The organism is Streptomyces sp. NPDC001714, from assembly GCF_042892755.1.
GTDB lineage: Bacteria > Actinomycetota > Actinomycetes > Streptomycetales > Streptomycetaceae > Streptomyces.
Genome location: NZ_JBIAUL010000041.1, coordinates 22,538 through 45,672, shown reverse-complemented (window position 1 = coordinate 45,672; position 23,135 = coordinate 22,538). Strand labels below are relative to the sequence as shown.

Here is a 23,135-nt window from a genome sequence, read left to right as displayed (position 1 = left end):
CGTGCGCAGCAAGCCCCGGATGTGGCCGTGGACGTACCGATGACGATCCAGACCAGCCTCCCGGACCCGAACCTGGTGCCCTCGTGGCCCCCCGTGCCGGAACCCGCGCGGATCGCGAGCCTCGGCACGGCCGTGACCGATCACTCCTACTCACAGTCCGACCTGCTCGACATCTTCGGCATCACCGACCCCAAGATCCGTTCCGTCTTCGCCAACAGCGCGATCGAACGGCGCTTCCTCTCCCTCCCGCCCACCGGAGCCGACGGCACCCCCCTGCCGGAGAGCCAGGAGGACCTCCTGGCCAAGCACAAGCGGAACGCCGTCTCCATGGGTATCCGGGCGCTGCGCGCCTGCCTCGCCGACATCGGCGCCGAGCCTGCCGACGTCGAGCATCTGTGCTGCGTCACCTCGACGGGGTTCCTCACCCCGGGGCTCAGCGCCTACATCGTCCGTGACACCGGGATGGACCCCCGCTGCAGCCGCGCGGACATCGTGGGCATGGGATGCAACGCGGGCCTCAACGCCCTCGGCCCCACCGCCTCATGGGCCGTCGCGAACCCCGGCCGGCTGGCCGTGCTGATCTGCTCGGAGGCATGCTCGGCCGCGTACACCATGGACGCGACGATGCGCACCGCCGTCGTCAACAGCCTCTTCGGAGACGGCGCGGCCGCCATCGCGGTCATCGCAGGGGACGCCGAACGGACGCGCTCCACCCAGGCCGCCCGCGACGGCTCGTACGACACCTCCGCCGCACTCCGGCCGCGCATTCTGGGCTTCTCCAGCTACATCGTCACCGAGGCGATCGAGGCGATGCGCTTCGACTGGGACAGCGACCAGAACAGGCTGAGCTTCTTCCTCGACCGGGACATCCCCTACGTCGTCGGGGCGCACGCCGAGCGCGTCGTCGACCGGTTGCTGTCCGACGCCGGACTGCGCCGCAGCGACGTCCGGCACTGGCTGGTCCACTCCGGCGGAAAGAAGGTCATCGACGCCGTCCGCGTCAATCTGGGCCTCACCCGTCACGACCTGCGGCATACGACCGGTGTGCTGCGCGACTACGGCAATCTCTCCAGCGGTTCGTTCCTGTTCTCCCTGCAGCGGCTGCATACCGAAGGCGCGGTGCGCCGAAGCGACATTGGAGTCCTCATGACCATGGGTCCCGGCTCGACCATCGAAACGGCGCTGGTCCAGTGGTGACCGGCGGACCGGCACAGGCGAGCGGCCAGGACGCCGACGAACTCGTCCTGCGGGTCGACGGCTCACGGCCGCTGTCGGCAGGCACCCTGGCCGACCTCGCCGCACTCTGCGACCGCGCGGAGGACGGCGACGGGGACCACGTCGTCGTGCACGTGTCCGGCTCCCCCGGGCAGACCTGGCCTCACGACCTGACCATCGCGCTGGTGACTAAGTGGGAGCGCGAAGTCCGCCGGTTCGAACGGCTGCCCGTCAGTACGATCGCCGTCGCCGACGGGGACTGCGGCGGTCCCGCCCTGGACGTGCTGCTGGCCACCGACTACCGGATCGCGACGCCTGCCACGCGCCTCGTCCTGCCCGTCTCCTCGGCGGCCGTCTGGCCGGGGATGGCGCTGTACCGGCTCGTCCGGCAGACCACGAACAGCGCCGCGATCCGCCGGGCGGTGCTGTTCGGCACCCCGACCCCCGCCGCGGACGGACTGGCCCAGCACCTGCTGGACGAGGTCACGGACGACCCGGCCACGGCCCTCGCCGCCACCCGGGCACGCACCCGGTACCTGTCCGGCCGGGAACTGGCCGTTCGGCGCCAGCTGCTGCACGACGCGGCGGCGGTCAGTTTCGAAGACGCCCTCGGTACGCATCTGGCCGCATGCGACCGCACCCTGCGGCGGGCCACCGCCGAGGTGCCGTCATGACCACACACAGCGCTCTCACCGGTCAGCGACGCCCGGCGGCGCCGCTCGCCGACCCGGCGGCCGTCCGCGGCCCCCTCGCCGAGGCCCGCCGGGCCCTCGCCGCCGCCGCCCGGCGCGCGGCGGCGGCGGTCGCCGCACTGCCGGAACCCGAGCAGCGGTCGCCGGAGGAACGCGCGGCGGCCGCGGCGGAGCAGAACGCGGTCCGGGGCCTGCGGTGCGCGTTCCTGGACACGCACGTCGACGCGGTGTACGACGAACTGACCTGCGCCAGAACCCGCCACCTGAGGCTGGCGGAACTCGCCGGGGCCGCCGCTTCCGCGTTCCCGGGACTGGTCCCCTCGGCCGCGCAACTCGTCGCCGAACGCGCTCGCCGGCAGGCGGCGAAGGAGGGCCTGGAGATCGACCAGGGCATCTTCGTCAGCCGGGTGCTGCGCTCCGCACAGGCCGGCCCGCACCTGCTGGACGCCATGCTGCGGCCGACCCCGCGAGCTGTGGAACTCCTGCCCTCGTTCACCAGGACCGGAGTGGCCGACCTCGGTTCCGTGAAGGTGGAGCGCGGGGACGGAGCGGCACGTCTGACCCTGTGCCGCGACGACTGCCTCAACGCCGAGGACGAGCGCCAGGTCGACGACATGGAGACCGCCGTGGACCTGGCACTCCTCGACCCGCAGGTGCGGGTCGGGCTCGTCCGGGGCGGCACGATGACGCATCCCCGCTACCGAGGAAGGCGCGTCTTCAGCGCCGGCATCAACCTGAAGGCGCTGCACGACGGGAGCATCTCCCTCGTCGACTTCCTCCTGCGCCGGGAACTCGGCTACCTCCGCAAGGTCTGGCACGGGGTGCTCGTCGACGATCCGGAACGCTGGTACGCACGGACCGTCGAGAAGCCGTGGGTCGCCGCGGTCGACGGCTTCGCCATCGGCGGCGGGGCACAGGTACTCCTCGTGTTCGACCATGTCATCGCCGCCGCGGACGTGTATCTCAGCCTGCCCGCGGCCCAGGAGGGCATCGTGCCCGGTGCCTCCAACCTGCGGCTGACCCGGGCGGCCGGGACGAGACCGGCGCGCCAGATCATCCTCGGGGGCCGTCGCATCCGGGCGTGCGAGCCGGATGCCCGGTTCCTCGTGGACGAGGTCGTGGAGCCCGAGGAGATGGACGCCGTCGTGGAGCGCGGCCTGCAACGGCTGCAGTCGCCGTCGGTGGTCGCCAACCGCCGGATGCTGAACCTGGCGGAGGAGTCCGAGGACGCGTTCCGGCTCTACATGGCCGAGTTCGCGGTGCAGCAGTCCCTCCGGATCTACAGCGAGGACGTCATCGACAAGACCGGGCGGTTCACTGCCCGAAGTGACACCGCGTCACGGTGACGGAATGACAGCAGGAGGGCGAAGGAGAAGGTGTGGTGCCGGGGGCCGGGCGGGCCGGGACCGCTCGCCGTGGGCGGTCAGCGGCCGCACAGTGCCGCGATCCCCTCGACGGTCTCCGCGTGCCGGGCGGCCCCGACCGGGATACGCAGCCGGGGCGTCGCCGGTATCAGCGCGTGGTCAGTGCCGAGCCGGGACCGGCCGCCGCCGGTGATGTTCAGCAGGACGACCGAGTCGTCGTCCAGCCGGCCGCGGGCGGCCGCGTCGGCGAGGCAGGCCACGGCCACACCGGCGGCCGGTTCGATGTCGATGCCTTCGGTGTCCAGGAACAGCTTCATGGCCTCCTGGACGGCGGCGTTGTCCGCGGCCAGCACATCGCCCGCGCTCTCCACGAGGCTGTCGCGGACCCCGCCCCCGATCGCATAGGGGGGCGTCAGGTTGGCCAGCTCGTCCGCGCAGGCCTGGCGGAGGACCTCCCGGTAGTGCCCGGGCGTCCGGTCCAGGGGCTCCGGTTCCGCCTGCCAGGCGTCGAGGACCGGGGTGAAGGGGAGATTCTGGCAGAGCATCAGCCGGGGCAGCGGCCCGTCGACGCCGGCGTCCATGAAGCGGCGGGCGGCCTCCAGCGCGGCGATCGCTCCGGTGCCGCTGCCCACTGCCTGGAAGTAGTGCGAGGGCAGGCGTCCCATCGCCTCGACCGCCGAGATCATCACCGTGGCCAGGCCGTCGCGCCGCCCGACGTTCTTCACGCCGCCCTCGAGCCGGAACGAGGGCAACCGCCCCACACGCGCCGCGAGGTCGATCGCGTCCGGATAGTCGCCGTCCTCGATGACGACGAGGGTGACACACGGGTCGAGTTCCGTCCGGAAACGCAGCCGGGACAGGCCCTTCTCGGGGACGACGAGCAGGCACGGGATCCGGCCCTGCGAGGCGGCCCAGGCGAATGCCGCCCCGGTGTTGCCGGATGAGGCCACCGTCAGGATCCAGGGATCGTCCGGCAGCCGTCCCAGCACGGTGTGTGCCTCGAACTCCTTGAACGTGCAGGTGTCGAGAGCGGCCCCACGCTCGGGCCAGTAGCCGTTGAAGGCGATCCAGAGCTCATCGACGTACAGGGCCCGGGCGAGTCCCCGGCTGCGGAAGACGGCGCTCCGGCCGGCGCTCCGGCCCGTCGCCACCACAGGAAGCCAGTCGCGGTAACGGAAGATCCCCTCCGCACCGGCCCGTGGGGTGAAGCGCCGGTCCCGGTACTCGGTGCGCAGCAGTGCGGGGGCGTGGTCGCCCTGGCACTCCAGGACGGTTCCGTCGTCGTCCTGCCGATGGCCGCACACGGAGCAGACCAGTACGTAGTGGCGTGCGGTGACGGCGGTACCGGCCGCGGACGCGCGGACGTTCTCGCTCAAGCCGGGCGCCTAGTTCGCCCGGGCGTTCTGCTCCATGGCCCGAATGAGACTGTTCGGACGCATGTCGGTCCACGAGGCTTCGATGTAGTCGAGGCATTCCTGCCGTCCCGCCTCTCCGAAGACGACTTCCCACCCGCCGGGAACGTCCGCGAAAACGGGCCAGAGCGAGTGCTGCCCCTCGTCATTGACCAGAACCAGGAACGGGGCTTCTTCGTCGTCGAACGGGTTCGCCATCGTGCCGTCCTCCCTAGCGCGAAGTTCACGTCATTCGTTCCGTGAGGACTATGGCCGACGGGTGTGCACGGCATCAATGCGTCACGTTGAACGTCGCGTTGAACACCGTGCTCGCCTGGATTGTCCGCCGCGGGGCGGCTAGGCTCCCGGGTAGGTTTGTCGGGCAAGGGGTCCGGCATTGTTGGGGGTGTTTGTCGTGGCTGTCGGTCGAGTTGTGCGGTTCGACGCGGCGAGGGGCTTCGGATTTATCGCTCCGGACGCCGGTGGCGATGACGTTTTCCTGCATGTGAATGATCTGCAGATCCCGCAGTCGGCGCTCCGCCCGGGACTGTCGGTCGAATTCGAGGTCGAGGACGGCGGGCGCGGCCTGAAGGCCACGTCGGTCCGGCTTGCCCCGGACGCCGAGAGCCCGTCGGTCGTCCCCGCCAGGGTGGCGGCGGCCGGCGAGGAGCAGATGTGCGATGTGCTCGGCGCTGACGAATACCTTCGGGATGTGACCGAGCTTCTGCTGAACACCGCTGCTGCGCCGCCGCTGGACGCGCAGCAAATCCTGGCGGTGCGTCGCGATTTGGTGCAGTTCGCGGCGAAGCGCGGCTGGGTGGAGGGCTGACGCAGTCGGGAAGGAAGCGGACCGGGTGCCCGTCGGCGCCCGGTCCTTGTGTCGGACGGGATGGCATACTCTGGTTTTTCAGCCGAATTCCTCTGTTTTCCTGTGGGTTTCTTCCTGCTTTCCGGCGCGACACCCGCGGAACCGGACGGGTAGGTACCGCTTACTGGGCGGAGAAGGATCATGCGCGGCGCATCCTATTTTTTGTCTTGTATTTTCCGACATTTTACCGTCGGGTTTTGATCGACAAATCGCGCGGCGCAGGGTCGACACCAGTGGTGCGGTCGGTGAAGATGGGAACGGCAAGGCCGTGATCGACCGACCGGCGAGGGGCTCCAATGGATCTGTCAGCTATTGGTTTTCCGGAATCCGAGACCTGTGGAAAGGCGGCCGATCCGGCTGCCCTGCCCTTGTCCGCGGAATCCCGACTGCGTGAAGCCTTAACCGTTCCGATCGCTCTGTTGCTGCCGGGTGATACCCCTCGTGCGAACGGGCTGGATCACGAGCACGTGGCCCGCCTGGTGGAGAACGACGGGCCGCTTCCCGCCATTCTCGTCGACCGGCGCACCATGCGGGTGATAGACGGCATGCATCGCCTCATGGCCGCATCCCTGCGCGGTCAGGACGGAATCGAGGTGGAGTTCTTCGACGGCACCCCTGAAGAAGCGTTCCTGTGCGCGGTCGAGGTGAACGTGACGCACGGACTTCCGCTGTCGCACGCCGACCGCCGGGCCGCGGCCACCCGGATCGTCCTCTCACACCCGGAGATGTCCGACCGTGCCATCGCACGGGCCTCGGGGCTCGGTGCCAAGACCGTCGCGAAGATCAGACGCTCGACCGACTCGGTGCCGCAGGTGAACGCCCGCGTGGGCCGGGACGGCAAGGTTCGCCCACTGAGCAGTGCGGAAGGGCGGCGCAGGGCCGCCGAGGTGATGGCGGAGCGTCCACAGGCGTCGCTGCGGGAGGTCGCGCGGCTGGCCGGTATCTCCCTGGCGACGGCAAGCGATGTCCGCAAGCGGCTCCGGCCCGATGAGGCGGACGAGAGCGACGCGCCGGAGGACACCCCCCTGCCCGCGGACGGCCGGCAGGGGACGCGGCGGATGTTGCGGAGGGCGGAGTCGGACCCGGAATCCGTGCTCGTCAAGCTGCGGCGCGATCCGTCACTGCGCCACAAGTCCGGCGGGCGCCACCTTCTGCATCTGCTCCAGCAGCACGCGTCGGGGTTGCAGGAGTGGCCGGAACTGGCCGCGGCGGTGCCGCCGCACTGCGGAGACCTGGTCGCGTACCTGGCGCGGCAGTACGCGGACACTTGGCGGGACTTCGCCCAGGAGCTCGGCGCGCGCGTCCAGACCGTTCCCCCCTCGGCGGCCGGCGGCCTCTAGGGATCTTCAACGGCTGAGGTCACGGAGGCTGGAGGCCGAGCCCGGTCTCGGCGATGAGGCCTTCGACCAGGCGGGTGCGGTGCTGCATCCGTTTCAGCCGCGTCTTCGCCAACGCCGTGAGCTGGTCGAGTCCCGCCCAGGATTGGTCTGTATGTCAGGATGTCCTTCCTGGCCCTTGCTTCTGGGGGCAAGGGGTCGCAGGTTCAAGTCCTGTCGTCCCGACGGTGCGAAGGGTCTTCGCAGGTGAGAACCTGCGTGGGCCCGTCTTTTGCGGCCGCGGCCTCTTCCGGCAAGCGCGTCGCCGTCCTCGGCGGCGGGGTCTCCGGCCTCAGCGCCGCTCACGAACTCGCCGAACGCGGCTACGAGGTCACGGTCTACGAGTACTACGACGCCCTCGGCGGCAAGGCCCGCTCGATGGACGTCCCCGGCACCGGAACGGGCGGGGCGAGCTGCCGGACCTCGTGCGCACCGCCCTGGCGCAGTCGGTCGACGGCGCCGCCCCCGAAGCCGTGCACCGTCTGCTGCGCGACTACCCGCCGGGCATGCACCTGTCCGACCATGACGGCCTAGGCGGCTGGCACATCCACTTCAGCCGCAACGGCACCCCGGCCGGGTGCTGGGTCGGCCAGTTGATCGCCGCCCAGCTCGCGCTGGTCGTGGCCGGGGAGCCCGCGGTGACGCTGGGGCGGTGCGCCGCGGCCGGGTGCGGAAACCATTTCGTGGACCAGTCACGGAACCGGACACGCCGGTTCTGCTCCAACGCGTGCGCGAGCCGGACGACGGTCGCGGCGCATCGGGCCCGGGCGGCGAAGAACTCCTAGCCGCGGCCGGCGGAACCGGTGCGGACGCGCGACGCACGCACGAACGGCGTGGGGACGGGGAGCCACACGTCGTAGTCATGCCCTGGTCGGCTCCTCCTCCGACGTACATCGCGGCACCGGCGTGCTCCCCGCGCCGTGGACTCCTGTTCCGGTGACCGGCTTTGACCGTCGGCCAGCGCGGTCGCGTGGCCGTCGGCGGGTGGATAGCCTGGGAGAACACGGCGGCGCCTGTGCGCGCCGTGAGTGTTCGGTCCATGTCGGGGTCCTGTCCTCCACAGCCCCCTGACGTCCGGGTGCGCAGGTGTCCCGCGGGAGGGGGACGACACCGTTCGACTCCGCGTGGCACACCCGCACCCCGGCTTCCAGCACGCCGCCGGCGCCGTCCCGCGCCGTTGCCACGGAGACGTCGCGTGCGTGACCGCCACGAGTCACAAGGAATTCCGATGGCCCAGACCACGACTCGGACCCCGGCCGTCCCCGACGTACTGCAGGATCCGCTGCTCAACCACGGCACGGCCTTCACCCAGGAGGAGCGGCGGGCCCTCGGCCTGACCGGCCGGCTGCCGTCCGCGGTCCTCACCCTCGAAGACCAGGCGGAACTCGCCTACCGGCAGGTGCAGGCGCAGGACAGCGACCTGGCCAAGAACGTCTACCTGGAGCAGCTGCACGACCGCGACGAGAGCCTCTACTACAAGGTCCTGGGTGATCACCTCGCCGAGATGCTGCCGATCGTCTACGACCCGACCGTGGGCGAGGCCATCGAGAAGTACTCCCACGAATACCGCCGCCCCCGGGGCATCTTCCTGTCCGTCGACGCACCCGACGACATGGAGAAGGCCTTCGCCACCCTCCGGCTGGGCCCCGACGACGTGGACCTGATCGTCTGCTCCGACGCGGAGGAGATCCTCGGCATCGGCGACTGGGGTGTGGGCGGAATCCAGATCGCGGTCGGCAAGCTCGCCGTCTACACCGCGGCCGCCGGCATCGACCCACGCCGTGTGGTACCGGTGTCGCTGGACGTGGGCACGGACCGGACGTCGCTGCTCGACGACCCCCTGTACCTGGGCAACCGTCATCGCCGGGTCCGTGGCGGCGCCTACGACGCCTTCATCGAGAGGTACCTGAGGACGGCGTCCTCGATGTTCCCCCACGCGCTGTTGCACTTCGAGGACTTCGGCCCCGGCAACGCCCGCCGCATCCTGGAGAAGTACGGCGACGACTACCGCATCTTCAACGACGACCTGCAGGGCACCGGTGCCATCACGCTGGCCGCGGCGCTCTCCGCGGTCAAGGTCAGCGGCATCCCCATGCGGGACCAGACGCTGGTCGTCTTCGGCGCCGGCACCGCCGGAGTGGGCATCGCCGACCAGCTCCGGGACGCGATGATCCGGGACGGCGCGACGCCCGAGCAGGCCACCCGGCAGGTGTGGCTGATCGACAAGCAGGGGCTGCTCACCACCGGCATGCCCGGTCTGCGCGACTTCCAGGAGCCCTACGCGCGCGACCCGGCCGAGGTCACCGGCTGGGCCCGGGACGACGGCGCGATCTCGCTGCTGGAGACGGTGCGGCAGGTCGGGCCCACCATCCTGCTGGGCACCTCCACCGTGCACGGCGCGTTCACCCAGGAAGTCGTCGAGGCCATGGCCCGGGGCACCGAGCGGCCCATCGTCTTCCCGATCTCCAACCCGACCTCGCGCATCGAGGCGATGCCCGCCGACGTGATCCGCTGGAGCCGGGGCAAGGCCCTGGTCGCCACGGGCATCCCGGTCGACCCGGTGGAGTACGACGGCCTCACCTACCGGATCGGACAGGCCAACAACGCGCTGCTGTATCCGGGACTCGGCCTCGGCACGATCGTCTCGGGTGCCACCAAGGTCACCGCGGGCATGCTGCTGGCGGCCGCGCAGGCGGTCGCGGACCAGGTCGACGTCACCGCGCCCGGCGCGTCGCTGCTGCCGCCCGTGGACGACCTCAGGGAGTCCTCCGCGATCACCGCGGCGGCCGTCGTCCGGGCCGCACTCGCCGACGGTGTGGCCACCCTCGGGCCCGACGACCCGGACCGCGCCGTCCGGGAGGCCATGTGGGAACCCTCCTACGCCGAGGAGACGCCGTCATGACCTCGCGGAACACGGAAACCGGCCCCGCCGGGGAGGAACGGGCTCCGAAGATCCTCGACCTCCCCATCGGCGTGCACGCCACCGGGACCCGGCGGGAGACCGACTCCATGGGCGCCGTCGACGTGCCGGCCGACCGCTACTGGGGCGCCCAGACCCAGCGCTCCCTGATCCACTTCTCCATCGGCGACGACCGGATGCCGAAGGCCGTCTACCACGCCTACGGGCACGTCAAGAAGGCCGCCGCCCTCGTCAACGGACGCGCCGGGCGGCTGCCGGACTGGAAGTCGGAGCTGATCCGGCGCGTCGCCGACGAGGTCGTCGCGGGCGAACTGGACGAGCACTTCCCGCTGTACGTGTGGCAGACCGGGTCGGGGACGCAGTCCAACATGAACACCAACGAGGTGATCAGCAACCGGGCGATCCAGCTCGTCGGCGGCGAACTCGGCAGCAAGACGCCCGTCCACCCCAACGACCACGTCAACATGGGGCAGTCCTCCAACGACACCTTCCCCACCGCCATGCACATCGCCGCGGTCGAGGCGGTCCACGACCGGCTGCTGCCCAGTGTGCAGGCGCTGCGGCAGGCCATCGAGACCAAGGCCGGGCAGTGGCGGGACGTGGTCAAGATCGGCCGTACCCATCTGGAGGACGCGGTCCCGCTCACCGTCGGACAGGAGTGGTCCGGCTACGCCCGCCAGCTCGAACAGGCCACCACCCGGGTCACCGGATCCGCCGAGGGCCTGTACGAGCTGGCCATGGGTGGCACCGCGGTCGGCACCGGGCTGAACGCCCCGCCGGGGTTCGGCGAGCAGGTGGCCGCCGAGATCGCCGCCGCGACCGGCCATCCGTTCACCACCGCCGAGAACAAGTTCGCGGCCCAGGGCGGTCTGGACGCGATGGTCGGTGCCTCCGCCGGGCTGCGGGCCCTGGCGGTGCCGTTGATGAAGATCGCCAACGACATCCGGTGGCTCGCCTCCGGTCCCCGCTGCGGACTCGGCGAGCTGGTTCTCCCCGCCAACGAGCCGGGCTCCTCGATCATGCCGGGCAAGGTCAACCCGACCCAGTGCGAGGCGATGGTCATGGTCTGCATCCAGGTGCTGTCCGAGGACAGCGCGATCGCCTTCGCCGGCTCCCAGGGCAACTTCGAGCTCAACGCGATGCGCCCGATCGTCATCAACAACTTCCTGCACGCGGCCACCGTCCTCGCCGACGCGTGCGCCAAGCTGCGCGAGTACTGCATCGAGGGGATCGAACTCGACGGTGACCGGATCGACTCCTACGTCCACCGGTCCCTGATGCTGGTGACCGCGCTCTCGCCGGTCATCGGCTACGACGAGGCCTCCGCCATCGCGCACAAGGCCAACGACGAGGGCACCACCCTGCGCGAGGCGGCCCTGGCCTCCGGCGCCGTCACCGCCGAGAAGTTCGACCGCATCGTGGACCCGGCCACCATGGTGGGCCGGACGTAGACCGGCGGGACAACCGGATCGGCGGGGGCCGGTGCCGGCGGCTCCGACCCGCCCGCTGAAGCCGTGACCGATCCTCACCGCAGGTTACGCTCGGGGACTGTGAGTGACTCGCCGAGGAAGCCAGCGACGCAGATCCCCGGGCAGCCGTCGGCCGAACCGGGGACCGCACTGCGCCTGGCCGTCGTGCTTCTGGTGGCGGCCTCCGGGGCGGTGGAGACCATCTCCTTCATCGCGTTGGACCATGTCTTCGCCGGGGTCATGACGAGCAACCTGGCTCTGCTCGGGATGGCGGTCGGCCGCGCCCAGGGCACGGGCGTGACCGCGGCGGTGCTGGCGCTGGCGGGGTTCGGGCTGGGCGCCGCCGTCACCGCCTGGTTCACCCGCCGGAACGAAGGCACCGTCACCCACTGGCCGCGGCCGGTGCTGCTCTGTCTCGTCGGCGAGGCGCTCCTGCTGACCGCGGGTGCGGTGGTCTGGGCCGTGCAGGGCGGAGCGCCGGGGCGCGGGGCCCGGGACGTCCTGCAGTTCGGTGCCGCGTTGACGATGGGCATCCAGTCGGGAGCCATGGTGGCGGCCGGCCTGGCCGCGGCGCCGACCACCTACCTGACCGGCACCCTGGCCACGTACATCGTCAAGGGAGTGGGCGCGGGTCGCCCGAGCCGTTGGGTGCCCGTCCGGCTGGCGGCCCTGATCGCGGGCGCGGCGGCTTGCGCGGCGGTACTGCGGACGGCGCCGGGCTGGGCCGGAGTGCTCCCGCCGGTGCTCGTGGTGTGCGCCCTTCTGGCCGCAGGCGCGCCTGCGGCCCGGACCCGCCGCGACGCTCCCGGGTAGGGGCGAGGGCCTGCCAAGGTCCCAGGCTCACCTCCTCGCCTTGCTTCTACTAAATTAGTAATTAATCTTGACACGGTTTCGGCCACGAGCCACAGTCATCGCCGTGACGTCGTCGGCCCCTGCCGCACAGGGGACCGCGTCACGATCTCCGGCTTCCCCATCCCCGGGAGACGTACGTGACTCCGCACCCGCCCGTACCAAGACACAGGCACCACCGGTTCACCCGGCCCGCCCTCGCGGCCGCCGTCGCGGTGGTCCTGGCCGCCACCGTGACCCCCGACGCCGTCGCGCAGACCGCGGTCGACCAGGGCGCGCCCTCCTCCTACGACAGCGGCCTCGCTCCGACGCCCTACATGGGCTGGAACACCTACTACGGGCTCGGCGCGCCCACCGAGAAGGAGGTGCGCGCCGTCGCCGACACACTGGTCAGCAGTGGTCTGCGGGACGCCGGCTACGACATCGTCTGGCTGGACGGCGGCTGGCAGGCCGACAACCCCCGGGACGCCCAGGGCCGGTTGACGGCCAGCCCGGACCGCTTCCCCTCCGGTATCCCGGCCCTCGTCTCCTACCTGCACAAGCGCGGCCTGCGGGCCGGCATCTACACCGACGCCGGTACCTACGACGGCGGTAAGAGCTGTGGGCTCGGCAGCCGTGGGTACTACGACCAGGACGCACGGCAGTTCGCGAACTGGAAGATCGACGCGATCAAGGTCGACTTCCTCTGCGGGATCGGGGCGAAACTCGATCCGGGGCCCGCCTACAAGGAGTTCAGCGACGCGGTCGCCAAGTCCGGCCGGAAGATGCTGCTCAACCTCTGCAACCCGCTCACCGACGACTGGGGCCTGCCGCACACCCCCGAGCAGGACGCCCACAACACCTACGTCTACGCACCGGTGATCGCCGACTCCTGGCGCACCGGCACCGACATCGCCTGGGGAAGCCCGAGCCCCGGGGAGTGGCCCAACATCCTGCGCAACATGGACGCCAACGCCTGGCACCCCGAGGCGCAGGGCCCCGGCCACTACAACGACCCCGACTACCTCATCCCCATGCGGAAGATGACCGACGGGACGTACGAGCTCACCCAGGAGGAGTCCACCACGCAGTTCGTGATGTGGGCCGAGATGGGCTCGCCGCTGATGCTGGGCTCCGACCCGCGGACGCTCTCCGGCCCGATGCTCGCCACGCTCCGCAACCCCGAGATCATCGCCGTCGACCAGGACCCCCTCGCCGTCCAGGGCGTACGGATCGCGACCGACCCGGTCGGGGACGTCTACAGCAAGGTGCTCCAGGGGGACGGACAGCGCGCGGTCGTCCTGCTCAACCGCTCCGACCAACCCGCCCGGCGCACCGTGCAGTTCGCCGACACGGGCCTCGGCGGCCCGGTGCGGGTCCGTGACCTGCGCGCCCGTGCCGACCGGGGCACGTACACCGGGTCGTACACCGTCGAGGTCCCCGCGCACGGCACCGCGTTCCTCGAGCTCACCGGCGCCGACGCCCTGCCGGGGACGGACCTGGGCGTGACGGCCACGGCCAGCCCGGCCGTGGCGAGCGACGGCTCCACGTTCTTCCGGGGGCCGCACGGCTCGCTCGTCGAGAGGACCGGCGGGAGCACGCAGGACCTCGGCGGTCCTGCGCAGGGGAAGATCCTGGGCCAGCCCGCCGTGTACGCCTCCGCGGGCGGCCGGATCGACGTCTTCGTGCGCGGCGCCGACTCGCGGGCCTACCGACGGGTTCACGCCGACGGCCGTTGGGGCCGATGGCAGTCCCTGGGCGGGGAGCTGACCGACGCGCCGTCCGTCGCCCTCACCGATCCCGCCCACTGGACGCTGTTCGCGCGCGGCGCCGACGGCACGGTCGTGCAGCGCGGCCCGGCGACCGGCTGGTCGTCGCTCGGCGAACCCGGGGGCAGGCAGGTCTACGGCCGCCCGTCCGCCGCCGTGGACGCCCAGGGGCGTGTTCATGTAGCCGTGCGCACCGCCGCGGACGACGTGTGGACGCGGACGCGGGACACGTCGGGGGAGTGGTCCGACTGGACGTCCCTCGGCGGGACCGTCAGCGGCAGCCCGACGCTGGTCGCCGTCGGAGACGCGGTGCTGCTCTACGCACGGGCCGCCGACTACACGCTCTGGCAGCAGCGGTACGCCGACGGCGCCTGGCAGGGCTGGAGCAAGCGGCAGGAGTTCCCGAGCGCCGCGTTCGACGGCGCGCTCGGCGCGGTCGCCGGCCCGGACGGAGCCGTGGACGCGGTGTTCCGCGGAGTCGACGGCCACGTGTACCGGACCCAATTCAAGTGAACGAGGAATCCACCATGGCCAACCCCCAGACCAGCAGACGGCGGTTCCTCGCCGGACTCGGTGCCGCCGGGACCGCGGCACTGCTCAGCGGCTGCGTCACCGACACCTCCTCCGGCAAGGGCTCCTCGAAGGGCGCGGTGACCCTCCAGTCCAACCTGTCCGCCCCGCAGGCCAAGACCGCGATGGAGGACCTGGTCGCGGCATACGGCAAGAAGGGCTCCGGCAAGGCCAGTCTCAACACGATCGCCGCCGAGACCTTCCGCACGCAGCTGCCGACCTACCTCACCTCGGCCAACCCGCCGGACGTGTACACCTGGTACCCCGGCTCGGTCGCGGACGCCTACGCCAAGAAGAACCTGCTGCTCGACCTCGACGAGGTGTGGAGCTCCTCGCCCGACCTCAAGCGGTACACCAAGGCGCTGAACTCGCTCTGCACCGCGAGCTCCGGCAAGAAGGTCTTCGTGCCCAACACCTACTACTGGTGGGGCATGTTCTACCGGAAGTCCCAGTTCGCCAAGTGGGGCGTGAGCGAGCCCACCAGCTGGGACGGCTTCCTCGACCTGTGCGACAAGCTCAAGAGCAAGGGTGTCGCCCCGATCGGACTCGGCGCCGGCGGCAACACCCCCTGGGTGGCGTCGTCCTGGTTCGACTACCTCGACATCCGCATCAACGGCGCCCAGTACCACCGTGAACTCCTCGCCGGGAAGCACCGGTTCGACGACCCCGAGGTGCGCAAGGTCTTCGACCGCTGGCAGGAGGTGCTGCCGTACTTCGACCCGAACGGCACCGCCCTCGCCTTCCAGGACGCCACGACCGCTCTGCTGGGCGGCAAGACCGGCATGATGCTCATCGGTACCTTCTTCGCCGACTCGGCGCCCAAGAGCGCCCTGGACGACATCGACTTCTTCCGCTTCCCCGTCATCGACTCCAAGGTCCCGCTCGCCGAGGAGGCCCCGGTCGACGGCTACTTCGCCAGCGCCCGCACCGGCCGCCGCGACCAGGTCGTCGACCTGATGAAGTACCTCGCCACCGCCGAGGCCCAGGAGATCTACATCAAGGGCTCCTCCGGCACCGTCCTGCCCTGCAACCCGGGCGCCAGGGACGCCGGGACCGCGCTGGTGAAGAAGGGCCGCGCGCACGTCGCCGAGGCCGCCGAGATCACCCAGTTCTTCAACCGCGACTCCAGCGACGCCCTCCAGCCCACCGCGGACACCGCCCTGACCAGGTTCCTGGCCAAGCCGAAGTCGATCGGCAGCATCCTGACCGACTGGCAGCGCGATGCCCAGAAGATCTGGAACGCCTGACGTGGCTGTGCTGACCGCCCCCGACCGGAAGTCCCCGGTCCGCCTGCCCGTCAGCGGCAGGCGGCCCCGGGGCCCCCGGCGCACCCCGCCGCTGGTCCTCGCCTTCGTCCTGGTCCCGCTGCTCGCCGAGGCCCTGTGGGTGTTCTGGCCCGCGCTTCAGGGCTTCTACCTCGCCCTCACCAAGTGGGACGGCGTCTCCCCGCCGCAGTTCGTCGGCCTGGACAACTTCCGGGAGATGGCCCACGACGACGTCTTCCGCAGCGCGCTCGGTCACACCGTCCTGTGGCTGGTTCTCTTCGGCGGCCTGTCCGCCGTCCTGGGGCTCGCCGCCGCGCTGCTGCTGCAGCAGGAGCGGCGCGGGGTCGGCTTCTACCGGGCCGCCCTGTTCCTGCCGGTCGTCTTCTCGCTGGTCGCCACCGCCCTCGTCTGGCAGGCGATCTACCAGCCCGACGGCGTCCTCAACCGGGTCCTGGAAGGGGTGGGCCTCGGCAGCCTCCAGCACGCCTGGCTCGCCGACCAGGACACCGCCCTGTACGCGGTGATCGTGCCCGCGCTGTGGCGCCAGATCGGCTACGTGATGGTGCTCTACCTGGCCGGCCTCAAGGGCATCGACCCGGCGCTCTACGAGGCCGCCAAGGTCGACGGCGCGAGCGCCCGGCAGCGGTTCCGGCACGTCACGCTGCCCCAGCTGCGCAGCGTCAACGCGGTCGTCCTGTCGGTCATCGTCATCGACTCGCTGCGCTCCTTCGACGTCGTCTGGTCCCTCACCCGCGGCGGCCCCTACCACTCGTCCGAGCTGCTGAGCACCTACATGTACTCGACCGCCTTCCAGTCCCTGCGCCTCGGCTACGGCTCCGCCCTGGCCGTCGTCATCTTCGTCCTCGCCTTCGGGGTCATCGCCTCCTACCTCGTCCGCGCCTTCCGGGAGGCCGACTGATGTCCGCCAACTCCACGGCGCTGCGCCGCAGAAGAGCGGCCACCGCCGGATTCCACCTCGGCGCCGGCGCCCTGGCCGTCCTGTGGCTGCTGCCCATCGCCCTGGTCGTGGTGACCAGCCTGCGCTCCTTCGACGACATCGCCGCCCACGGCCTGGGCAGTCGGCCGCACTCCTTCACGCTGTCCAACTTCGGCCAGGCCTGGACCGGCGGCGGCCAGCAGCAGGCCCTGATCAACAGTCTGCTCGTCACCGTTCCCTGCGTCCTGGTCACCCTGGCCCTCGCCGCGATGGCCGCGTTCGCCCTCAGCCGCTACGAACTCCCCTTCCGCCGCTCCCTGTTGCTGCTCATGCTCGGCGGCAACCTGCTCCCGCCCCAGATCCTGCTCATCCCGGTGTCCAAGCTCAGCGAGGTGATGGGCGTCTACGACACCCTGCCCGCGCTGATCGGCGTGCAGATCGGCTTCGGCGTCGGCTTCTACGTCTTCGTGCTGCACGGGTTCATGCGGTCGATCCCGGTGGAGATCCAGCAGGCGGCGGTCGTGGACGGCGCCGGACCCTGGCAGATCTTCTGGCGGATCATCCTGCCGCTGACCCGCCCCGCCCTGGCCGCCCTCAGCGCGCTGTCCTTCACCTGGATCTTCAACGACCTGCTCTGGGCGATCACCGTGCTGCGCAGCGACACCAAGATGCCGATCACCGCGGCCCTCATCGGACTCCAGGGCCAGTACGTGTCGATGTGGAACGTGATCGCCGCGGGGTCGGTCATCGCCGCCGCGCCCACGGTCGCCGTCTTCCTGCGCTTCCAGCGGCACTTCGTGGCCGGCCTCAACCTGGGAGCGGTCAAGTGACGGACCCGCGCTGGACGTTGCGGACCGAGCACACCAGCTACACCGTCCGCCTCTCCCCGGACGGTCCCTGGGCCGAGCTCGACGCCTGGGGCCCGCTGGGTGTCGAGGACGGGCCGTCCGCCCTCGACTGGTCGCACCGCACCCACTTCATCACGCCCGCCGACGCGGCTCCGGCCGAGTATCTGCCGTATGGACTGAGGCCGTTCACCGGTGCCGAGCTGGTCGCGGGACCGCCGGGCGCGGACCGGGGCGTGTGGTGGGAGTTCGCCGGGGCGGAGGAGGCGCCGGGGGCTCTCCGGCTCGCCTTCGTGGACGAGCTGATCGGCCTGCGGACCGTGCTGTGCTACGAGGCCGTCCCCGGCACCGACGTCGTCCTCCGCTGGGCCGAGTTCACCGCCACGGCCGAACTCCGCCTGGAACGGCTCGACTCGGCCGCCGTGAACATCCCGGTCACCGGGCCGGCCCGGCTGACGTATCTCTCCGGACAGTGGTCGCAGGAGTTCCAGCACACTCAACTCGACCTGGCCAGAGGCACGTTCGGCATCGGCAGCCGGCAGGGAGCACCCGGGCACGCGTACGCGCCCTGGCTCGCCGTGCAGGACCAGGAGGCCGCGTACGGCGTCGCCCTCGAATGGCCGGGCAACTGGCACATCACGGCGGAGGCCGAACCGGGCGGTGCCGTACGGGTCCGCGCCGGGCGGGTCCCGCACGAGGGCGCCGTACGCATGGCCCCCGGGGAGACCCTCGCGACCCCCCGGCTCGCCTGCGCCTTCAGCGCGGACGGACTCGACGGCCTGTCCCGGGTCTGGCACCGCTACGAGCGCCACCTCGCCGGCGACCGGCTGCACCGCCCCCGCAAGGTGCTCTACAACTCCTGGGAGGCCACCGGCTTCGACGTCGACGCCGCCGGGCAGCTGGAGCTGGCCGAGGCGGCCGCGGACATCGGGGCCGAGCTGTTCGTCGTGGACGACGGCTGGTTCACCGGCCGCGCCGACGACACCGGGGGCCTCGGCGACTGGTACCCGGACCCGGAGGCGTTCCCGCAGGGCTTCGGCCGGTTCGTCGAGGAGGTCCGGGCGCTCGGCCTGGACTTCGGCCTGTGGGTGGAGCCGGAGGCGGTCAGTCCCGGCAGCCGGCTGTACGCCGAACATCCCGAGTGGGTCTACCGCATCGACGGCCGCCCGGCCCGGCTCGTCCGCAACCAGCTGCTCCTCGACCTGGGCCGGACCGACGTCCAGGACTTCGTCATCGGCACCCTCGACCGGCTGCTCGGCGCCTACCGCATCGGCTATCTGAAGTGGGACATGAACCGCCCGCCCACCGAACGCGGCCGTCCCGGCGCCGGTCCGGCCGACCTGGCCGACCTGGACGCCGAGCACGTCGCCGGATACCTGCGGGTCCTCGACCACCTGCGCGCCGCCCACCCCGACGTCACCGTCGAGGGCTGCGCCGGCGGCGGCGGACGGATCGAGCACGCCACCCTCGCCCGGACCGACGTCGTCTGGCCCAGCGACAACACCGCGCCCCTGGACCGGCTGCGCATCCAGTACGGCTTCCTGCACGCCCACGCTCCGCATGTCATGAGCTCCTGGGTCACCGACGCCCCCGGCATCTTCGACCCGCGCCCGCGCAGCCTCGCCTTCCGCTTCGTCAACGCCATGTGCGGAGTCCTCGGCATCGGGGCGGACCTGCGCGCCTGGACCCCGGAGCAGCGGGCGGAGGCGGCTCGGTGGACCGCCCGTTACAAGGAGGTGCGGGACGTCGTCCACCACGGGGAGGCCCGGCTGCTCGGCACACCGTACGACCCCACCTGCGGCGTGCAGTACGACGCGGCTGACCGCACCGTCGTCGCCGCGCTCTCCACCGGCCGCCTCGACGGCGCACCGCTGCTGCCCGGCCGCCCCGAGCGGCTCCGGCTGCGCGGCCTGGACCCGGCGGCACGCTACCGGGACACGGCCACCGGAACGTCGTACAGCGGAGCCCATCTGCTCCACCACGGCCTGTCGTTCGCGTGGAGTGCCGAACACGACGCCGACCTGGTGGTGCTCAGGCGCCTGTAGGACGCATATGTTTCCAGCAGTTAACCCTCTAAGGAGCCCGATGGACCAGTCCGTACGACGGTACGGTGCCCGCTTCACCGGCCGCACCGCCGTGGTGACCGGCGCCGCCTCCGGCATCGGAGCAGCCACCGCCGCACGCCTCGCCGGGGAGGGCGCCGCCGTCGTGCTCGCCGACATCGCGGACGAACGCGGCCAGGCCGTGGTGGACGGGATCGAGAAGGACGGCGGCCGGGCCCGGTACGTGCACGCGGACGTCGCAGCCGAGGACGACTGGGCGCGGATCGTCACCGCCGCCCACGCCTTCGGCCCGGTCGACGTGCTCGTCAGCAACGCCTACACCGTCGAGGTCGTACCGGCCCACGAGCTGACCCTGCCGTCCTGGCAGCGTCAGCTCGGCGTCAACCTCACCGGCAGCTTCCTCGGCGTCAAGGCGGTCCTGCCCGACCTGCGCGCCCGCCGCGGCGCCGTGGTCCTCACCTCGTCGGTGCACGCCCACGCGGGCATCCCCGGCCACCCCGCCTACGCCGCGGCCAAGGGCGGCCTGCTGTCCCTGTGCGGGCAGCTCGCCGTCGAGTACGGGCCCGAGGTACGCGTCAACGCGGTCCTCCCCGGGCCGATCCTGACCGGGGCCTGGGACCGGGTGGAGCCCGAGGAGCGGGAACGCAGCATCGCCGGAACGGCCGCCCGCCGCTTCGGCACCCCCGAGGAGGTGGCCGCCGCGATCGCGTTCCTCTGTGCCGACGAGGCCTCCTACATCACCGGGTCCAGTCTCGTCGTGGACGGCGGCTGGAGCGTCGTGAAGGCCTCCGCATGATGCCCTTTGAAAAGAAAGGCTGTACGACATGACGCCCTACGCCCGCCGCGGAGTGCACGGCCAGACCGTGGAGGCCCTGGCACGCCGCATCCTGGGCGGCGAGATCCCGGAAGGGGCCACGCTCGACCTGGTGGCGCTGCAGAGCGAACTCGACGTCAGCCTCACCGCCCTGCGCGAGTCCCTCAAGGTGCTCGCCGCCAAGGGCATGGTCGACGCCCGCCAGAAACGCGGCACCTTCGTGCGGGCCCGCGCGGACTGGAACCTGCTCGACGCCGACGTGCTGCGCTGGCAGTTCGAGGGCGGCGGGACGACCGGCGCGGAATGGTCGCTGCTGCGCAACCTCGCCGAGGTCCGCGCCATCATCGAGCCGGCCGCCGTCCGGCTCGCCGCCGAGCGCCGCACCGAGGCCGACCTGCTGTTGCTGGAGACGGCCGTGGAGGCGATGGCCCGGGAGGACGCCGACCCGGGCCACGCCGTCGACGCCGACCTCGCCTTCCACCGCGCCCTGCTCGCCGCCACCCACAACGAACTGCTCGAACGCATGGAGATGGTCATCGAGTCGGGGCTCGCCCACCGCGACCGGATCGTGCACAGCTCCCCGCACAGCGAGGACCCCGTCCCCGCCCACCGCGCCGTCCTGGACGCCGTACGCGACCGCGACCCGCAGGCGGCCGAGACGGCCATGCGGGCCCTGCTCGACCAGGCGGGCCGTGACCTGGCCCGGCTCGACGGTCCCGAGGAGGCGACCGGGCCCGGCGAGGCGGCCGGGGCCGACGACACGAAAGGCAGCGACGGCCGGTGAAGATCGAGCGGATAGAGACCTTCCTCGTCCCGCCGCGCTGGCTGTTCTGCCGCGTCGAGACCGACGACGGAGTGGTCGGCTGGGGCGAGCCGGTCGTCGAGGGGCGCGCCGAGGTCGTCCGTGCGGCCGTGGACGTCCTCGCCGAGTATCTGGTGGGGCAGGACCCGCTGCGCATCCAGGACCACTGGCAGGTGCTCACCAAGGGCGGCTTCTACCGGGGCGGTCCGGTGCTGTCGAGCGCGGTCGCGGGCCTCGACCAGGCCCTGTGGGACATCGCCGGCAAGACCTACGGCGCGCCCGTGCACGCCCTGCTGGGCGGTCCGGTGCGCGACCGGGTGCGGGTCTACGCCTGGGTCGGCGGTGACGAACCCGCTCAGCTGACCGAGCAGATAGCGGCTCAGGTGGCGGCGGGCTTCACCGCGGTGAAGATGAACGCCGCCGGGGCCACCTCGCCGCTGGCCACGGCGGCGGAGACGGCGGCCGTGGTGGCCCGGGTGAGCGCCGCCCGGGACGCCCTGGGCCCGGACCGGGACGTCGCCGTCGACTTCCACGGCCGCTTCACCGCCGCCAGCGCCCGCCGTGTCCTCACCGAACTCGCCCCGCTGCACCCGCTGTTCGTGGAGGAACCCGTCGTCCCCGAGCAGGGCCACCTGCTGCCCGGCCTGGTCACCGCGAGCCCGGTGCCGCTGGCCACCGGCGAACGCCTGTACTCGCGCGCCGAGTTCCTGCCCGTCCTCGCCGCCGGCATCGCGGTCGCCCAGCCGGACCTCTCGCACGCCGGCGGCATCTCCGAGGTGCACCGCATCGCCACGCTCGCCGAGACCTACGGCGCCCAGCTCGCCCCGCACTGCCCGCTCGGCCCCATCGCCCTCGCGGCCAGCCTCCAAGTCGCCTTCGCCACCCCGAACTTCCTCATCCAGGAGCAGAGCCGGGGCATCCACTACAACAAGGACGCCGACCTCCTCTCCTACCTCCTCGACCCCGAACCCTTCCGCTTCGTGGACGGGCACGCGCACCGCGGTGACGCCCCCGGGCTCGGCATCACCCTCGACGAGGCCGCCGTCCGCGCGGCCGACCGCGCGGGGCACCGGTGGCGCAACCCGGTGTGGCGGCACTCCGACGGCTCCTTCGCGGAGTGGTGACCATGCCGCTCGACGTCGTGACCGACCTCGCGCACGGCGGCCGCTGGACCTCGCTGCGGCACAGCGACCGCGAGTGGCTGTGGCGGCGCGAGAGCCCCGAACGCCACGGTGTGGCACCGGGCGACGCGTTCGTGGACGCGGGGGGACTGGAGGAGTGCGTCCCGACCGTGCGCGGCACGCCCGACCACGGGGACGCGTGGTCCCGGCCCTGGACCGGAGACGGCGACGCGCAGTCCGTCCGCTGCGACCGCTTCACCCTGAAACGCACGCTGCGCACTACGGCCGACGGTGTCGAAGTCGATTACGTGCTGACGGCCGACCCCGGCTTCCGTTTCCTCTGGGCCGCCCACGCGCTCCTCGACCTCTCCGAGGAGGCCGTCGTGCGGGCCCGCGCGGGGGCACCCACCCGGCTGTTCCCGGAGGCCGCGCCGCTGCTTGCCGACCCCTGGCCGGACGGCGCCCCCTGGACGGCGGGCGCCTGGCCCGCGCCCCTGGGGCTCCGCCTCGATCGGTTCGGACCGGACGACGGTACGGCGGTCGGAGCCGTCGTGGAGGGCGGCCGCTGCTGTGTGCACGACGGCCCGGACCGGCTCGCCTTCGCCGTCGAGGCGGAGGGCCAGCCGCTCTCCGTCGCCCTGTGGCGCAACCTCGGCGGCTTCCCCGCCCACCGGCCCTACCGCAGTACGGGCGTCGAGCCGATGCTCGGCCGCGTCTTCGACCTCGCCGACGCGGGCCCCGACGACGCCGCCCGGGTCCCCGCCTCGGGCGAGGTGCGCTGGCGGCTCACCGTCGGATCCGACTGCCCGTGCCCCCGCTGACCATG

The 23,135-nt window shown here is 71.8% G+C and carries 20 protein-coding genes and 1 pseudogene; 19 read left to right on the top strand and 2 right to left on the bottom strand.

Translation table 11 applies throughout. From position 1 onward, the window contains the following. The first annotated feature begins 39 nt into the window (after positions 1 to 39). Genes dpgA through dpgC form a run of 3 tightly spaced genes read left to right on the top strand, consistent with a single transcriptional unit; the run spans position 40 to position 3,253 of the window. Positions 40 to 1,197, top strand: a complete 1,158-nt coding sequence (gene dpgA / locus ACFY0P_RS50110) for a 3,5-dihydroxyphenylacetyl-CoA synthase DpgA (protein WP_388929182.1) — start codon at positions 40 to 42, stop codon at positions 1,195 to 1,197. Continuing rightward, on the top strand, positions 1,194 to 1,889 hold the full coding sequence (gene dpgB / locus ACFY0P_RS50105; RefSeq protein ID WP_388929181.1) for an enoyl-CoA-hydratase DpgB: 696 nt from the start codon (positions 1,194 to 1,196) through the stop codon (positions 1,887 to 1,889). The genes dpgA and dpgB overlap by 4 nt, the downstream gene beginning before the upstream one ends. Further along, positions 1,886 to 3,253 (top strand): (3,5-dihydroxyphenyl)acetyl-CoA 1,2-dioxygenase DpgC, encoded by a 1,368-nt coding sequence (gene dpgC, locus ACFY0P_RS50100; RefSeq protein WP_388929180.1) that lies wholly within the window; start codon positions 1,886 to 1,888, stop codon positions 3,251 to 3,253. Before dpgB ends, dpgC begins: the two co-directional genes overlap by 4 nt. A gap of 77 nt (positions 3,254 to 3,330) precedes the next feature. Here the strand turns inward: dpgC and ACFY0P_RS50095 are convergent, their stop codons facing one another. Beyond that, positions 3,331 to 4,647 (bottom strand): cysteate synthase, encoded by a 1,317-nt coding sequence (locus ACFY0P_RS50095; RefSeq protein ID WP_388929179.1) that lies wholly within the window; start codon positions 4,645 to 4,647, stop codon positions 3,331 to 3,333. A gap of 9 nt (positions 4,648 to 4,656) precedes the next feature. Further along, entirely contained in the window at positions 4,657 to 4,881 is a 225-nt protein-coding gene (locus ACFY0P_RS50090) for an MbtH family protein (protein WP_388929178.1), read from the bottom strand. 196 nt (positions 4,882 to 5,077) lie between these two features. On the opposite strand from ACFY0P_RS50090, the gene ACFY0P_RS50085 reads away from it, so the two are divergent. The 16 genes and pseudogenes from ACFY0P_RS50085 to ACFY0P_RS50010 all read left to right on the top strand — a co-directional run bounded on the left by ACFY0P_RS50085 (position 5,078) and on the right by ACFY0P_RS50010 (position 23,130). Continuing rightward, complete coding sequence (locus ACFY0P_RS50085; protein ID WP_388929177.1) at positions 5,078 to 5,491, top strand: cold-shock protein; 414 nt, start codon at positions 5,078 to 5,080, stop codon at positions 5,489 to 5,491. Positions 5,492 to 5,826: 335 nt separating this feature from the next. Continuing rightward, on the top strand, positions 5,827 to 6,870 hold the full coding sequence (locus tag ACFY0P_RS50080; protein ID WP_388929176.1) for a transcriptional regulator: 1,044 nt from the start codon (positions 5,827 to 5,829) through the stop codon (positions 6,868 to 6,870). A gap of 279 nt (positions 6,871 to 7,149) precedes the next feature. Next, positions 7,150 to 7,314: pseudogene (locus ACFY0P_RS50075) on the top strand (FAD-dependent oxidoreductase); the annotation flags it as partial. Between the two features lie 17 nt (positions 7,315 to 7,331). Then, the gene (locus ACFY0P_RS50070; protein ID WP_388929175.1) at positions 7,332 to 7,691 is read left to right on the top strand and encodes a CGNR zinc finger domain-containing protein; all 360 of its coding nucleotides are present in this window, start codon (positions 7,332 to 7,334) and stop codon (positions 7,689 to 7,691) included. Between the two features lie 443 nt (positions 7,692 to 8,134). Continuing rightward, positions 8,135 to 9,808: an NAD-dependent malic enzyme gene (locus ACFY0P_RS50065; protein ID WP_388929174.1), complete on the top strand. Its 1,674-nt coding sequence runs from the start codon at positions 8,135 to 8,137 to the stop codon at positions 9,806 to 9,808. Further along, positions 9,805 to 11,277 (top strand): class II fumarate hydratase, encoded by a 1,473-nt coding sequence (fumC, locus tag ACFY0P_RS50060; protein WP_388929173.1) that lies wholly within the window; start codon positions 9,805 to 9,807, stop codon positions 11,275 to 11,277. Before ACFY0P_RS50065 ends, fumC begins: the two co-directional genes overlap by 4 nt. A 99-nt stretch (positions 11,278 to 11,376) precedes the next feature. Further along, positions 11,377 to 12,108, top strand: a complete 732-nt coding sequence (locus tag ACFY0P_RS50055; protein WP_388929172.1) for a YoaK family protein — start codon at positions 11,377 to 11,379, stop codon at positions 12,106 to 12,108. Positions 12,109 to 12,284: 176 nt separating this feature from the next. Continuing rightward, positions 12,285 to 14,405, top strand: a complete 2,121-nt coding sequence (locus ACFY0P_RS50050; protein WP_388929171.1) for a glycoside hydrolase family 27 protein — start codon at positions 12,285 to 12,287, stop codon at positions 14,403 to 14,405. Between the two features lie 14 nt (positions 14,406 to 14,419). Next, positions 14,420 to 15,709, top strand: coding sequence for an ABC transporter substrate-binding protein (locus ACFY0P_RS50045; RefSeq protein WP_388929170.1), 1,290 nt, complete (start codon positions 14,420 to 14,422; stop codon positions 15,707 to 15,709). 1 nt (position 15,710) lies between these two features. Then, the gene (locus ACFY0P_RS50040; protein WP_388929169.1) at positions 15,711 to 16,646 is read left to right on the top strand and encodes a carbohydrate ABC transporter permease; all 936 of its coding nucleotides are present in this window, start codon (positions 15,711 to 15,713) and stop codon (positions 16,644 to 16,646) included. Beyond that, positions 16,646 to 17,494 carry a carbohydrate ABC transporter permease gene (locus tag ACFY0P_RS50035; protein ID WP_388929168.1) on the top strand — a complete coding sequence of 283 codons (849 nt, stop codon included), beginning with the start codon at positions 16,646 to 16,648 and terminating at the stop codon, positions 17,492 to 17,494. The genes ACFY0P_RS50040 and ACFY0P_RS50035 overlap by 1 nt, the downstream gene beginning before the upstream one ends. Further along, positions 17,491 to 19,554, top strand: a complete 2,064-nt coding sequence (locus ACFY0P_RS50030; protein WP_388929167.1) for an alpha-galactosidase — start codon at positions 17,491 to 17,493, stop codon at positions 19,552 to 19,554. The genes ACFY0P_RS50035 and ACFY0P_RS50030 overlap by 4 nt, the downstream gene beginning before the upstream one ends. Before the next feature lie 40 nt (positions 19,555 to 19,594). Beyond that, complete coding sequence (locus ACFY0P_RS50025) at positions 19,595 to 20,368, top strand: SDR family NAD(P)-dependent oxidoreductase (RefSeq protein ID WP_388929166.1); 774 nt, start codon at positions 19,595 to 19,597, stop codon at positions 20,366 to 20,368. Positions 20,369 to 20,396: 28 nt separating this feature from the next. After that, complete coding sequence (locus ACFY0P_RS50020; RefSeq protein ID WP_388929165.1) at positions 20,397 to 21,170, top strand: FadR/GntR family transcriptional regulator; 774 nt, start codon at positions 20,397 to 20,399, stop codon at positions 21,168 to 21,170. Next, positions 21,167 to 22,312: a galactonate dehydratase gene (dgoD, locus tag ACFY0P_RS50015; RefSeq protein WP_388929164.1), complete on the top strand. Its 1,146-nt coding sequence runs from the start codon at positions 21,167 to 21,169 to the stop codon at positions 22,310 to 22,312. Before ACFY0P_RS50020 ends, dgoD begins: the two co-directional genes overlap by 4 nt. Before the next feature lie 2 nt (positions 22,313 to 22,314). Continuing rightward, a complete protein-coding gene (locus ACFY0P_RS50010) occupies positions 22,315 to 23,130 on the top strand; it encodes a hypothetical protein (protein WP_388929163.1) in 816 nt (271 codons plus the stop codon). Positions 23,131 to 23,135 lie beyond the last annotated feature (5 nt).